The following is a 14,271-nucleotide window of genomic DNA, read 5'->3' as shown; positions in this document are numbered from 1 at the left end:
GCAAGATGAAAAAACTATTTTATTTATTGTCAGTTATCCCTGTTCTTGCTTTGGGACAAAGTCAGGATCAGAATTATATTAAAACCACTAATTATAAGCAAGCCACAACTACACCTATAAGCACTCCCGATATAGATGAGGCTGCCGTGCAAGTAACATATTATGACGGACTGGGAAGACCCGTTCAGCAAATAGCCCATAAACAATCAAATTCAGGAAAAGATATAGTGACACATCTAGAATATGATGCCTTTGGCAGACAAACCAAGGAATATCTACCTTATGCCAACAGCACACCGAGTTTAAATTATATAGATGCCACAACCGTTAATAGTAATCTGAACAGTTTTTACACCTCTTATAACGGGGGAACTACAAATCCTTTCAGCGAAAAGGAATTGGAATTATCCCCTTTGGATAGGGTTTTAAAGCAGGCAGCCCCCGGAAATGATTGGGCTTTAGGTAGCGGTAAGGAGATCAAGTTCGATTACCAGACCAATATTGCTAATGAAGTCAAACACTTAAAGGCTACTGCAACATGGGACGTTTCTTTAGGAGTGTTAACAGATAATGGATATTACTCGGCTAATGAACTTTATAAAACAATTACCAAGGACGAGAATTGGACATCAGGTCTTAATCACACAACCGAAGAGTTCAAGAATAAAGAAGGAAAGGTTATTTTAAAACGCACCTATAATAGCAATGTTGCACACGACACCTATTATGTATATGACCAGTACAACAACTTAACCTATGTCATTCCTCCGCTTGCCGGCGGAGCCATAGACCAGACCACACTGGACGGTTTGTGTTACCAATATAAGTATGATAAACGAAACCGCTTAGCGGAAAAGAAACTACCCGGCAAACAATGGGAGTTTATAGTCTATGACAAACTGGATCGTCCGGTTGCTACAGGACCCGCCTTTAATCCGTATGGCAATGGAACTACAGGTTGGCTAATTACCGAATATGACGTCTTTGGCAGAGTGGTAAAAACCGGATGGAAGCAAATGACTGCCGATGCCAATGCCCGAACTACCCATCAAAGCAGCATCAACAGCGGTAGTAATCCGTTTACTTTATCGCAAAATGAAACGCTTACTCAGAACTATTATGATGATTATAGTTTTACGGGAGCTCCTACCCTGCCCAATGATGTAGAGGGACAGACATTAGCCACCAATGTAAAAGGACTACCTACAGGTTCCTGGGTGCGGGTGCTGGACAGCCCCGGAAGCAGTACGGCTGAAATTTCTTATACGCTGTATGACGAAAAATACAGACCGGTGCGCACCCACACCACCAACCATCTGGGTGGTTATACCCAAGTGGATACCAATCTGGACTGGGCGGGTAAAACCATTTATACCGTTACCAGTCATAAGTATGATGCCGGTGCTACAACGCTTAGCATTATTGATATGTTCACGTATACCGAACAGGACAGACCGCTAAAGCATAAACAGAAAATTGACGGAGCATCGGAAGAATTGATTGCGCTGAACGAATATGATGCCTTGGGACAACTGGTGGTTAAGCTGGTAGGCGGAACCGGAACAAACGGACTGCAAAAAATAAACTATTCCTACAACATCCGCGGATGGCTTAACGCAATTAATAACACGAACAATCTGGATGATGACCTTTTTGCCTTTGCCATTAAGTATAACGATGCCGAAGAAGCAGACAAGCTCTACAACGGGAATATCAGTGAAACCTACTGGAAAACCGCCAATGACGACATTTTAAGAAGCTACGGGTATACCTACGATCATTTGAACCGCCTTACCGAGGCGAATTACACATGGCCCAATATTGCCCATGCCGATAGTTTTATGGAATCGGTGCGGTATGACAAAAACGGGAATATCACAAAATTAAGACGTAACGGAGACGGTGATGACGTGAGCTATGCCATTGAAATTGACAATCTGGAATATTCTTATGACACTGAAAACAAAAACCGACTGCTCAAAGTAATTGATTATTCAAACGTTCCGCAAGGCTTTAAAGACGACAGCAACGGCATAAGCGATCCTGAAGACGATTATAAATATGACGCTAATGGCAACCTGGTTGCAGACCAGAACAAAGACATTGAAGACATTACCTACAACCATTTAAATTTACCCGTAACAATAAAATTTGCAACTACCGGTAATAAAATTTCGTATCTTTATAACGCTGCAGGCACCAAAGTAAGAAAAATAGTAAGTACTAATTCCGAAATCATTACAGATTATATGGCAGGCGGCTTTCAGTATCTTGAAACCAAATTAAACTATTTTCCTCATCCCGAAGGCTATGTTACCATTGTTGATGACAAGTTTCGTTATGTGTATAATTATACAGACCATTTAGGAAATGTAAGGCTCTCTTATTCTGATGCTGACGCTGATGGAGCCATTGACTCCCATGAAATCATGGAAGAAAACAACTATTATCCTTTTGGGCTGAAACATCAAGGGTATAATAGTGATATGGTGCTGTCGAGTAACTATAAATACAACTCCAAAGAGTTCCAGGATGAGTTGGGGCTTAATGTTTATGCTTATGGTTGGAGGGATTATGACCCAGCAATAGGGCGTTTTAATAAAATGGATAGATTTAGTGAAAAATATTACCCATTAACTCCATATGGGTATGCTGGAAATAATCCAATTATATTCAACGATATTCAAGGAGATAGTATTGGTGTTGGTAAGGACCTTTTTGAAAGATTTAGAACAGAAGTTCAAAATAGAAGAAATGGAATAATTAATGAAAGACAATCAAGAATTAATGATGTATTGGCAAAAGGGAAGTCTGATAAAGCTCAAAGGTTAAAAGAAAAATTTGCAAGTGAAGATGCTAAAGCAGGTTCAGAAATGAGTGTTCTAAATAATACACTAAGTGAATTATCTTCGCTTGAAAGTTCTTCTCAGGTTTATAACCTTTATGAAAATTCTAGTGATGTATCTTCAACAGCTGATGGTAATACAACTTATGATGTTAATTCAGATGCCGTCAACATAAGCTCGAAAGGAAAATTTAGTATGGGGGTATTTGCTCATGAATTAAAACATGCGTTTCAATTTGAAACAGGAAAGCTCTCTTTTGGAGCTGGTGGTAAAGTAGGTGGAGCTTTGTATGATTTGACTGATGAATATGAAGCATTTGATAGGGGCTCTTTCTTTGGTGGTTTAAATTTATCTAGAAGCGAAATAAATGCAGCATATCCAAATAGACCACAAGGACCATTAAACTTAAGCACACCTGGAAGTAAAACTAGTCTTGGTCAACAAATGAAAATTCAAACATATTCAAATTCTATAAGGGGTACGGCGCAACAACAATTTTATATAAACTGGAAAAATGATAAAAAATAATTTAAAATTAGCTCTTTATCTTTTAACTGGCACCTTTTTTTCGTGCGGTTCATTGACAAAAGATGATGTTTATGGTAATTATGAGTATAATTCAAAAATTTCAAAAGGAAGTTTAGTACTGAGTAAGGATTATTTTGAATATTCATATGAGGCTCCAATGGAAAGTTATGAAAGTAAAGGTAATTGGAGTTTTAATAATAATAGATTATTATTAAAAAGCTATGAAAACTATAAAAACAATTTTATTATTGTTGAGGAAGTTTTAGATGAAAATAAAAGATTTGTAAGACTAATTGATGATACAGATGCTCCAATTATTGGAGCAACAGTGATTATTAATTCAGATTTGATATTTCAAACGAATGAGTTTGGAGAGATTAATTTAAAAGATAATAAAATTAATAATATCCTAAAAATTGAAGTTGAATTGATTGATTTATTGAAAGAAGATAGGGTATATATACCAAATGATAAAATTTCAAAAAGTTTTATAATTAAAGATATACCAAAAGATTATAAAAAAGTTTTCTTTAATGATTCAATGAGAATAGATAAAAATAAAGTTATTATTTTTAATCAAGAGTATATTAAAAATAATAATTAGTATAATTATGAAAAGGCGATTCCTAACCGTTTCGCCTCAATCCACAAACCCATTACAAAGCACATATAAACCCCAGACCAACAAAACCAATACACATCATTCAAACGATTTAAAAGGTCTTAAATGAGCCGTATTGGGGTTGTGGGAGTTAACAGTTAAGTTGATTAGAATATAAAAAAACTCCAACCATTGACTGTTAATAGATTGCCCAAAAAGTCAGATATTATTTGGTGCTATTTTTATGAAAAGAAAAGCAACATACAATTTGTCATTTAATAGAAAGTGTATTAAACAGATTCTGAAATAAATTTTAAGTCCCGATTAACAATCGGGATTTTTATTTTGAATACCTTTGCATTGAAATATGTAATCCAATAGATGTCAAAAAAGCTATTAGTCCTTTTTTTATTTTTCTTTGTTCAGTTTTCTATAGCCCAAACCTTCATCAAAGGTCAAATTATAGATTTTGACACTACTATTCCTATTGCTTTTGCTAAAATAACCTATAAAGGAGAAACTTTTAAAGCTGATTGGGAAGGAAAGTTTTCCATATATGTTAATGAGTTTGACAAACCACTTATCATTGATTACAAAGGCTATTACCAAAAATACGCTTATCCGCAAGACAACAATAAACTTTGGGTGATTCGTATTACGGAAAATGAAAATGCACCGCAAAAAGAAATTTATTCCGAGCATCAGGTAGATCAAATGATCAAAAAGGTCATTGAACGCAAAGCGAAAAACAATCCGGAAACCGGATTAAAAAGCTTTGAATATAAAAACTACGAACATTTACTAGTTACTGCAAATCCGGATAGCATTTCTGACAAAGTTGACAGTATTATCAAGAAAAATATCTTTGGAAAACAAATTGTCAAACTTGACTCTTCCAATTATAAATTCAAAAAATTTGTCAAAAAACAGCACATTTACCAAACCGAGAAAGTTAATTTAATCCAACATAATGACCAAGGCACTAAAGAAACTGTTTTAGGCGCTCGAATGGCCGGATTAAAAAAGCCTCTTTATGAATTTTTAGGTTTAAAATTAGTTTCCTATTCCGTTTACGACAATCCTTTTGAAATTTTAGAAATTCCGGTACAAAATCCATTGTCTAAATTTGGTCGAAACCTATATTCATTTCATTTAGTTGATTCGGTAAAAATTGACAACCGAAAAACGTATCGCATTTATTTTCAACCCAAAAAATTAAAACTAAACCGTCTTAGAGGTTTGCTTTTTGTAGATGCTGAAAATTTTGGCATTGCCAAAGCCTACTATCGTATTTACGGTATGGTAAATATTGATGCTACTTATACTTTTGATTACTTAAAACCGTATCAGATTTGGTTCCCTAAAAAACGAACTTTTAATGTTACCAAAGGCAGTAGCAATTATGATTTAAAACTATTTGGACAAACCATAGAATTCAATTCCAGTCTGGAAACTGAAATTAGCAAAAATGCTTCTGACCGAATTTATCTTCATTTGGAATCAACACCTTCCGATATTAAAATAAATCAAGATTTTACGATTTCTCAGCCTGAAATAATGATTGATGTTCCCGAAAAAAGTCTGACTCAAAAAGAATCATTTTGGCAAAAATATCAAAAAGACACACTAGACACCAGAAAGCATAGAACTTATACTTCTTTGGATAGTATTTCAAATGCCGGAGATATTGAGTACAAACTGTTCTTAGGAAAGAAAATAATCAATGGTTATTTACCCGTAAGTATTGTCGATTTAGACCTGCGAAGCTTAATCAAGTACAATAATTATGAAGGATTTCGTTTAGGTGTTGGAGGAATTACCAATCCTCGACTATCTAAAAACTACAAACTGGCTTTTTATGGCGCCTTTGGTTTAAAAGACGAAAAATATAAATTTGGAATTACACCTTCTTATTTAGCGAATAAAGAAACTGAAACTTGGCTGAGCGCTTCCTATAGTGATGATGTTTATGAGATTGCGCAAACAACTTTCGCAACCGATTCGCGCCGATTTAAAATCTACGATCCGCGTCCTATCAACATTTCTACCTTTTATAACAATAAAATGGCTTCCGTTTTTGTAGAAAGTAAATTTTTAACCAAAGCCGACACTTATTTTTCGCTTTCCAGAAGCGCCATTACACCTTTATTTTATTACGAATTTGTAAACGACGGAAAACTTTATAGCAAATATACCATTACAGCTGCCCAGTTTGCCATACAGTGGAATCCATTTAGTGAATATATGCAAACACCAGAAGGAAAAATTGAAATCGAAAAAAGACATCCTAAGTTTTCCTTCCAAGTTACACAAACCTTACCAGGAAGTTTAGACAATGATTTCACGTTTACCAAATTTGATTTTAAAACATTTTACGAATTACCTTATTTATCAGGACAAAAAAGTTCGCTTTTATTACAAACCGGTGTAGCTTTAGGTGATGTTCCACTGACACATTTGTACAACTTACAACCCAACAACTTAAACAGAGATGCGGTTTTACAACGTATTACTTTTTCCGGAAGAAACAGTTTTGAAACCATGTATTTTAATGAGTTTTTCTCTAACCAATATGTTTCATTACAATTGCGTCATACGTTTAATAAAATTCGTTTGGGTTATTTATTATCTCCTGAATTTAGTGTTGTTACTCGAATGGCTTGGGGAGATACCAATCACAAAAATGAACATCTTGGGATTACTTACAAATCTTTAAACAAAGGTTTCTTTGAAAGCGGAATTGAAGCCAACAAATTATTTAAAGGACTTGGTATTTCAGTGTACTTTAGATATGGTCCAAACCAATTAGCTCATTTTGATGACAATTTAGCACTCAAAATTTCGTATCATATCGACTTGTTTTAAAATCAACTGAGTCAAGCCTTTAAATTTATCTTAATTCTTTGCATTGTCATCTAGCTATTTAAGCAATAATATGTACCTTTGCGCTTCAATTTTTTTACAATGTTAAAGTGGTTAAGTACCAGTTTCTGGGATTTCATAGCTCGAAAAATTTTACGCAATAGAATTGCGCTTCTTATAGTCATAATTGGCTTCACTGTTTTCATGGCTTCGCAATGGAAATACATGCGTTTTACATACACTGAAGCTAACCTTTTACCTGATCATCATGAGGTTAATCAACAATACAAAAGCTTTTTAGATAAATTTGGAGAAGAAGGCAATTTAATTGTCATTGGTTTCAAAGATTCTACTTTCTTTACATCTAAAAATCTCAAGCTTTGGGAAAATTTTATTTCCGAAATTAAAAAGGATAAATCGGTTGAACTTACACTTTCTATTGAAGATTTAAAGGTTTTAGAAAAAGATACGGTAAACCAAAAATTTAAATTGGTTCCTTTCATCAATTCTGAAAAAGTTACCGATAGTTATTTAAAAGAAAAACAAGCAGAACTTTTTAAAGACTTGCCTTTTTACGAAGGTATGTTGTTCAACAAAGAAAGTGGCGCTGTGCGTTTTGCTATTTATTTAGACAAAAAGATAGTCAACACTTCTATTCGTAAAGATTTCATTGACAAATATCTAAATCAAGATAAAATAGACGCTTTTGAAAAAGCATCAGGAATTGATTTACGTGTTTCAGGAATGCCTTATATCCGAACGTTAAACTCTCAAAACATTATAGACGAAATCGGTTTATTTGTTGGAGCTGCATTAGGTATAACCTCTTTGTTATTTTTCTTCTTCTTCAGAAGTTTTAGAGCAACCCTACTTTCTATGACGATTGTGACTATCGGGGTTATGTGGTCTTTCGGAACTTTAGGCTTGTTAGGTTACGAAATCACAGTTTTAACAGCCATTATTCCTCCGCTAATTATTGTTATTGGAATTCCAAACTGTATTTTCCTAATCAATAAATACCAGCAAGAAATTAAAAAACATGGTAACAAAATAAAATCATTACAACGTGTTATTTCAAAAGTTGGGAACGCTACTTTAATGACCAACTTAACAACGGCAGCCGGTTTTGCAACTTTTATTGTAACCGAAAGCGAATTGTTAAAAGAATTTGGAATTGTAGCTTCGTTAAACATTTTATTCTTGTTTTTATTGTGTCTTATTATCATTCCTATTGCATACAGCTACATGCCTCTTCCTAAAGAAAAACATTTAGCGCACTTAGGTAAAAATTACATGAATTCTTTCATCCAATGGATCGAAAATACCATCAGAAAACATTCGGTTGCAGTATTTGCAGTGGCTACTGGTTTGTTGGTCTTTGGAATTATTGGAATTTATAAAATCAAAATTTCGGGAAGTTTAATTGAAGACATGCCTAAAAAAGCAGCATTTTTCAAGGATATTGTTTTCTACGAACAAGAGTTTGATGGTGTAATGCCGTTAGAAATTATGATTGACACCAAACGTCCGAAAGGCGCTTTGAAATCAACGACATTAAAACGTATCGAAGAATTACAAGAAGTTATTCATGAAATTCCAGAATTATCCAAACCGCTTTCAGTGGTGAATTTAGTAAAATATGCTAAACAAGCGTATTACAACGGAAATCCCGAGTTTTACGAATTGCCAACACGTCAGGAAGAAGCTTTCATTTTATCGTACATCAAGAATTCGACTAAAAAAGGAAGTGAAAACATGTTGAAAAGCTACATTGACAGCACCGGACAATATGCGCGTGTAACAACTTTTATGCGTGACATTGGAACGGATAAAATGGCTAAAATTGAAGAGAAACTTCAGGAAAAAATAAACAAACTTTTCCCAGAAGAACGCTATACTGTTACCATGACAGGAAAGGCTTATGTATTTGAAAAAGGAACGCATTACTTGGTTCACAACTTAGTTTTATCGCTACTATTCGCTATTTTCTTAATTTCATTATTAATGGCTTATTTGTTCCGTTCGTTCAAAATGATCATTATTTCATTGCTGCCTAACATTCTACCTTTAGTAATGACTGCCGGATTAATGGGCTTTTTAGGAATCCCTATTAAACCTTCTACTATTTTAGTATTCAGCATTGCTTTTGGTATTTCGGTTGATGACACCATTCACTTTTTGGCTAAATATCGCCAAGAGTTAAAAGCAAATAACTGGAGAATTAAACGTTCGGTTTATGCTACAGTTAAAGAAGCCGGAATAAGCATGTTCTACACTTCTGTAGTGCTGTTTTTCGGATTTTCGGTATTTACCTTGTCTAGTTTTGGCGGAACCGTTGCCTTAGGAAGTTTGGTAGCAACCACTTTGCTTTTCGCTATGTTATCTAATCTTATTCTCCTTCCTGCTTTATTGCTCTCTTTAGAAAAGTCAGTAGCAAGTGAAGAAGAATTTCCTGAACCTACTTTTGATATTTTAGCAGAAGATACCGAAGAAGATAGTACAAAAAAACAATAAAGTTTATATTTGCATAAATTTTGATTTCCATGAAGAAACACATAAAAATTGTAGACCTTTTAAACAACACAAAAACATTACAAGAAGTTACTGCTAAAGGATGGGTTAGAACCTTTAGAAACAACCAGTTTATTGCGTTAAATGACGGTTCTACTATTCACAATATTCAATGTGTTGTCGATTTTGAAAACACACCTGAAGAAACTTTAAAACGCATTACAACCGGAGCTGCCGTTGCAGTAACCGGAACGCTTCAAGAAAGTTTAGGAAAAGGACAAACAGTAGAAATTCAAGTAACCAAATTAGAAATTTTAGGAGATAGCGATGCCGAAAAATATCCTATCCAACCTAAAAAACACTCTTTAGAATTTTTACGTGAAAATGCACACTTGAGAGTTCGCACCAATGCTTTTGGTGCCATTATGCGTGTGCGTTCTAAACTTTCTTTTGCTGTTCACCAATATTTCCAAGAAAGAGGCTTTTTCTATGTAAATACACCTATCATCACAGGATCTGATGCGGAAGGTGCCGGAGAAATGTTTAAAGTTACGGCTTTGCCTTTTGACGGAACACCAAGAACAGAAGAAGGAAAAGTGGATTATAAAGAAGATTTCTTTGGTAAAGAAACGAACTTAACGGTATCGGGACAGCTAGAAGCCGAAACGTATGCTATGGCTTTAGGTCAGGTATATACTTTTGGTCCAACATTCCGTGCTGAAAATTCAAATACATCGCGTCACTTAGCAGAATTCTGGATGATTGAGCCGGAAGTTGCTTTCAACGACCTAGATGCCAACATGGATTTGGCTGAAGATTTCATTAAATATGTGATCAAATATACGGTTGAAAAATGCGAGGATGATTTAAAATTCTTAGAGCAGCGTTTAGCAGAAGAAGAAAAAAACAAGCCACAAGCAGAACGTAGCGAAATGAGTTTGTTAGAAAAGCTAAACTTTGTTTTAGAAAACAACTTTAAACGCGTTTCTTATACAGAAGCTATTGAGATTTTAAGAAATTCAACACCAAATAAGAAAAAGAAATTCAATTACTTAATTGAAGATTGGGGTGCTGATTTACAAAGTGAGCACGAACGTTTCTTAGTGGAAAAACACTTCAAATGTCCGGTAATTTTATTTGATTATCCGGCAAATATCAAAGCATTTTACATGCGTTTGAATGAAAATACAGAACCAGGAAAAGAAACCGTTCGCGCTATGGACATTTTATTCCCGGGTATTGGAGAAATCGTAGGTGGTTCTCAAAGAGAAGAACGCTATGATGTTTTAATTGAGAAAATGAAAGCTTTAAATATTCCTGAAGAAGAAATGTGGTGGTATTTAGACACTCGCCGTTTCGGCTCAGCCGTTCACTCAGGTTTCGGTTTAGGTTTCGAACGTTTAGTGCTTTTCGTAACCGGAATGACTAACATTCGTGATGTAATTCCTTTCCCTAGAACTCCGCAAAACGCAGAATTTTAAAAATAAAAAGAGGTCATTAAAATGACCTCTTCTCTTTTTAACAAAACCCAAAATTAATCCATTCTTTTTTCAAGAATGTTACCATTATTGCTAAAAAGTACTTTCCAATCTTCCGAGAAAGAAGAATCTAGCTCTACAAGATAATTTACACTTGTTGGCGCTGTAATTTTCTTTACATCATCAATTGTATAATTTCTATACTCTGTTTCTATTTTTGCCAAGACTTGCTTTGGAAGATCACTTTTTGAAATTTCTTCTTCATGTCGTATCCATTTTCCTGAATTATCATACCATATTTCGTGATCTGTTCCTAACAATCCTGTTTCAAATTCTACTTTATATTGATTTCCTTCTATTTCCCATTCTATATCGTGTGCCTTAGGGTATTTTTTTTGAAAATCATTGACAATTACTGATGGTACTTGGCTTTGAGAAATTTCTTGCCCAAAAACAACAGTTGTGAACAATACTACTAATGCCGGAATTAAATTATTTGCTTTCATCTTTATTTGTTTTTAAATTAATATTGTAAAACTACTATCCAATTCTGGAAAGAATTTGGAATCTCTAAAGCTCATAGATAATTCTGAGAAAAGAGTTCATTTTTTCGCCTTTACTTGTTACCGGAATTCCTGCTACAACACCAATAGCCAATTGCTTATTTACTTTCATTTTGAATTGAGGATGTGCTACCAAATTGAACGTACCTTTTTCCCATTCCTGATTACATTCTAGTCCTATGAAATGTTTTGATCTTGGAAAAACATAATGAATAGACGCATTTAATAACCAATTTGTATTAAAAATCTTTTTTCCAAATTCTTGTTCAATCAATGGTGAAAAAAACAACAAGGTATGTAGATTTTTACCTAAGCGCTTTGCTGCAACAAAATAGGGTGCATAAATTGTTCCTGTAAAAAGATTCTGATTGCCGTATTCTTTAAAAGTAGTCAGTTCAAACGACTGAGTATATCCTATAGCTGTAGTAGCAGTATAATATTTAGATACCCAAAAAGAATACTGCGCTGAAAATTTAACGCTTTCCAATTTATTTTCAGGTACTTCTGCCACATTTCCTGAAGAATTATAAAACGAAAAATCGGCTTCTGCTTCTAAACCTAAACGATTTACGGGAGCCCATTCATATTCGGCCAGAAACAAATATTCGCTATAGCTATTTTTATCTGTGAATTCGCTACCAATGTTAATTTCTTTTTCTCCTTTCCTCGCTCCGAGATCTCTCGCCAAATCCATATATAATGGTTCTGCGTGAGATACTTTTTCAGGAAGAACAACTTTGTTTAATTCTTGCGCTTGAACTTTTGAAAAAATTGCAACAATACACGTTACAACTACGACTTTAAAATATTGCTTTATCTTATTCATAGGACAAAGCAACAAAACGATACTGGAAAGAATTTGGAATAAAATCTGATGCGATCAGGCTATTCTAATGTGGTGTCAAAAACAACAGTAAAAGAATGTAATTGGTCTTCATCAAATTGATATTTCAGCTGAAACCCATATAAATTACAAATGGCTTTTACAATAGCCAATCCTAATCCGGTTCCGCCATTATTGACAGATGATTTATAAAAACGAGTAAATACTTTTTTATCGTCTAATGGCACTATACTTCCTGTATTACGAACTGTAAAAGAATTATTTGATAACTGCATTTTTACTTCACCATTAGTTTTATTGTGAATAATGGCATTTTTTATAAGGTTTGAAGCAATAATTGATGCTAAGGATACATCCATTTGTAGCATTACTTCCTTTTCTTCCTGTAATTTAATTGTAATATTTTTAAAGTCTGCAAACTCCTGAAAATCTATCATTACTTGTTGAACTACAATATTAAATGCAACAGGTTCATTATTAAAAAACTGTTTATTTTCAATTTTAGCTAAAAATAATAGTGATTGATTTAACCGAACCATTCTTTCAATTATCTCTAAAATTTCAGCAATATTTCCCGCCTGCTCTTCTCCCAGATTATGCTGTTCCAGAAGCAACTCTAATTTATTGGTAGTAATTGCCAATGGTGTTTGCAATTCATGAGATGCATTTCCTATAAATTGTTTCTGCTGTTCAAATGCCTCCACACTATGCTGTAATAATGTATGAACTGCTAAACTTAAATCATTAAATTCTTTTGTATTACTGATAATCTGGGGCAGTTGTTTTTTAGTGTTTAATCGGAATTTCTTCAGTTGTTCCAAGAAATCATAAAAAGGCTTCCATAACCTTTTCAAAACCAATCCATTTACTATAATAATACTGACAACCACTATTATATACAACCAAAAAATACCCCAAAAGAGACTTTTTATTAAATCGTCTTCTTCTACCATTGGGTTAATAATCTTTAATTGATAGTAATTTCCATTACTTTCAAATACTGTTGAAAGCATTCTAACCGGCTCTAATTCCATCTCTTGGTCATCATCATCCTGCATATAAACCAGAGTATCCTTATACTGAGTTCTTGCTGAAAGAGCTAATCTTTCACCAATTGTTTTAACAGTATAATTTCTTTCATCAAAATAATTGTTTTCTTGAATAGTATATTTATCCGCTCTTAAAATAATCAATCGTTTATGATTTTCTAACTCTTCATCAATGCTACTTTTAATCTCACTAAGCATATTGAAATAAAAAATAACAGACCAGACAGCTACAATAAATAATATTGAAGCAGAAAGGTAAAAAAGAGACTGGTTCTGTAATTTCATTTTCATTTTTCAACAACTTTGTAGCCAATGCCATAAACCGATTCTATCTCTATTTGAGCATTTGATTCCTGTAATTTTTTACGCAGGTTTTTTATCTGGTAGTAAATAAAATCAAAATTATCGGCTTCATCAATATGGTCTCCCCAAACATGTTCTGCCAATGCCGTTTTGACCACCAATCTATTTTTATTCAATAAAAAGTAATTGAGTATATCAAATTCTTTTCGGTTTAAAGAAACATCGTTGTTATTGATTAGTAATTTCCGCTCAGTTACATCCAAAACAACATTAGCCATTTCAATTGTATTCTTTCCTTCAAAGGTCTTTCTTCTCAATACAGCTTTTACCCGGGCATTAAGTTCTGCTAAATGAAAAGGTTTTATAAGATAATCATCGGCTCCGAGTTCTAATCCTTCCAATTTGTCATCCAATGAATTTTTAGCTGAAATAATAATCACATTTGCTAATTTCCCTGATTCCTGAAGTTCTTTTATCAGTTGCAATCCATTTCCATCCGGCAGCATAATATCCAGTAAAATACAATCATAATCATAGAGTGCAATCTTCTCTGATGCACTCATAAAGTCGGAAACGGATTCCGTAACAAATTGTTCCTTTTCAAGAGAAATAACAATTGATTCAAGTAAATCTTTTTCGTCTTCTACTACTAAAATCTTCATGACATACAAAGTTATATTAAAAAT

At 33.8% G+C, this 14,271-nt stretch carries 9 protein-coding genes; 5 read left to right on the top strand and 4 right to left on the bottom strand.

Translation table 11 applies throughout. The features are described 5' to 3' along the window. The first annotated feature begins 5 nt into the window (after positions 1–5). The 5 genes from ACUSJC_RS06645 to asnS all read left to right on the top strand — a co-directional run bounded on the left by ACUSJC_RS06645 (position 6) and on the right by asnS (position 10,829). A complete protein-coding gene (locus ACUSJC_RS06645; RefSeq protein ID WP_449268776.1) occupies positions 6–3,374 on the top strand; it encodes a DUF6443 domain-containing protein in 3,369 nt (1,122 codons plus the stop codon). Beyond that, on the top strand, positions 3,361–3,978 hold the full coding sequence (locus ACUSJC_RS06640) for a hypothetical protein (RefSeq protein ID WP_449268775.1): 618 nt from the start codon (positions 3,361–3,363) through the stop codon (positions 3,976–3,978). Before ACUSJC_RS06645 ends, ACUSJC_RS06640 begins: the two co-directional genes overlap by 14 nt. A 378-nt stretch (positions 3,979–4,356) precedes the next feature. After that, positions 4,357–6,840 carry a DUF5686 family protein gene (locus ACUSJC_RS06635; RefSeq protein ID WP_449268774.1) on the top strand — a complete coding sequence of 828 codons (2,484 nt, stop codon included), beginning with the start codon at positions 4,357–4,359 and terminating at the stop codon, positions 6,838–6,840. Between the two features lie 99 nt (positions 6,841–6,939). After that, positions 6,940–9,351 (top strand): efflux RND transporter permease subunit, encoded by a 2,412-nt coding sequence (locus ACUSJC_RS06630; protein WP_449268773.1) that lies wholly within the window; start codon positions 6,940–6,942, stop codon positions 9,349–9,351. Between the two features lie 29 nt (positions 9,352–9,380). Then, positions 9,381–10,829, top strand: a complete 1,449-nt coding sequence (asnS, locus tag ACUSJC_RS06625) for an asparagine--tRNA ligase (RefSeq protein WP_449268772.1) — start codon at positions 9,381–9,383, stop codon at positions 10,827–10,829. Between the two features lie 53 nt (positions 10,830–10,882). On the opposite strand, the gene ACUSJC_RS06620 is transcribed toward asnS, so the two are convergent. The 4 genes from ACUSJC_RS06620 to ACUSJC_RS06605 form a co-directional block, all read right to left on the bottom strand. Beyond that, positions 10,883–11,332, bottom strand: coding sequence for a PepSY-like domain-containing protein (locus ACUSJC_RS06620; protein WP_449268771.1), 450 nt, complete (start codon positions 11,330–11,332; stop codon positions 10,883–10,885). Between the two features lie 64 nt (positions 11,333–11,396). Continuing rightward, positions 11,397–12,215 carry an HAEPLYID family protein gene (locus tag ACUSJC_RS06615; protein ID WP_449268770.1) on the bottom strand — a complete coding sequence of 273 codons (819 nt, stop codon included), beginning with the start codon at positions 12,213–12,215 and terminating at the stop codon, positions 11,397–11,399. Positions 12,216–12,274: 59 nt separating this feature from the next. Further along, positions 12,275–13,567 (bottom strand): sensor histidine kinase, encoded by a 1,293-nt coding sequence (locus ACUSJC_RS06610; protein WP_449268769.1) that lies wholly within the window; start codon positions 13,565–13,567, stop codon positions 12,275–12,277. A 2-nt stretch (positions 13,568–13,569) separates the two neighbouring features. Next, positions 13,570–14,247, bottom strand: coding sequence for a response regulator transcription factor (locus ACUSJC_RS06605; protein ID WP_449268768.1), 678 nt, complete (start codon positions 14,245–14,247; stop codon positions 13,570–13,572). Positions 14,248–14,271: the final 24 nt, after the last annotated feature.

Source organism: Flavobacterium sp. U410 (assembly GCF_053570605.1).
Note: the sequence above shows the minus strand (reverse complement) of the source record. Positions and strands in the feature narration are given on the sequence as shown.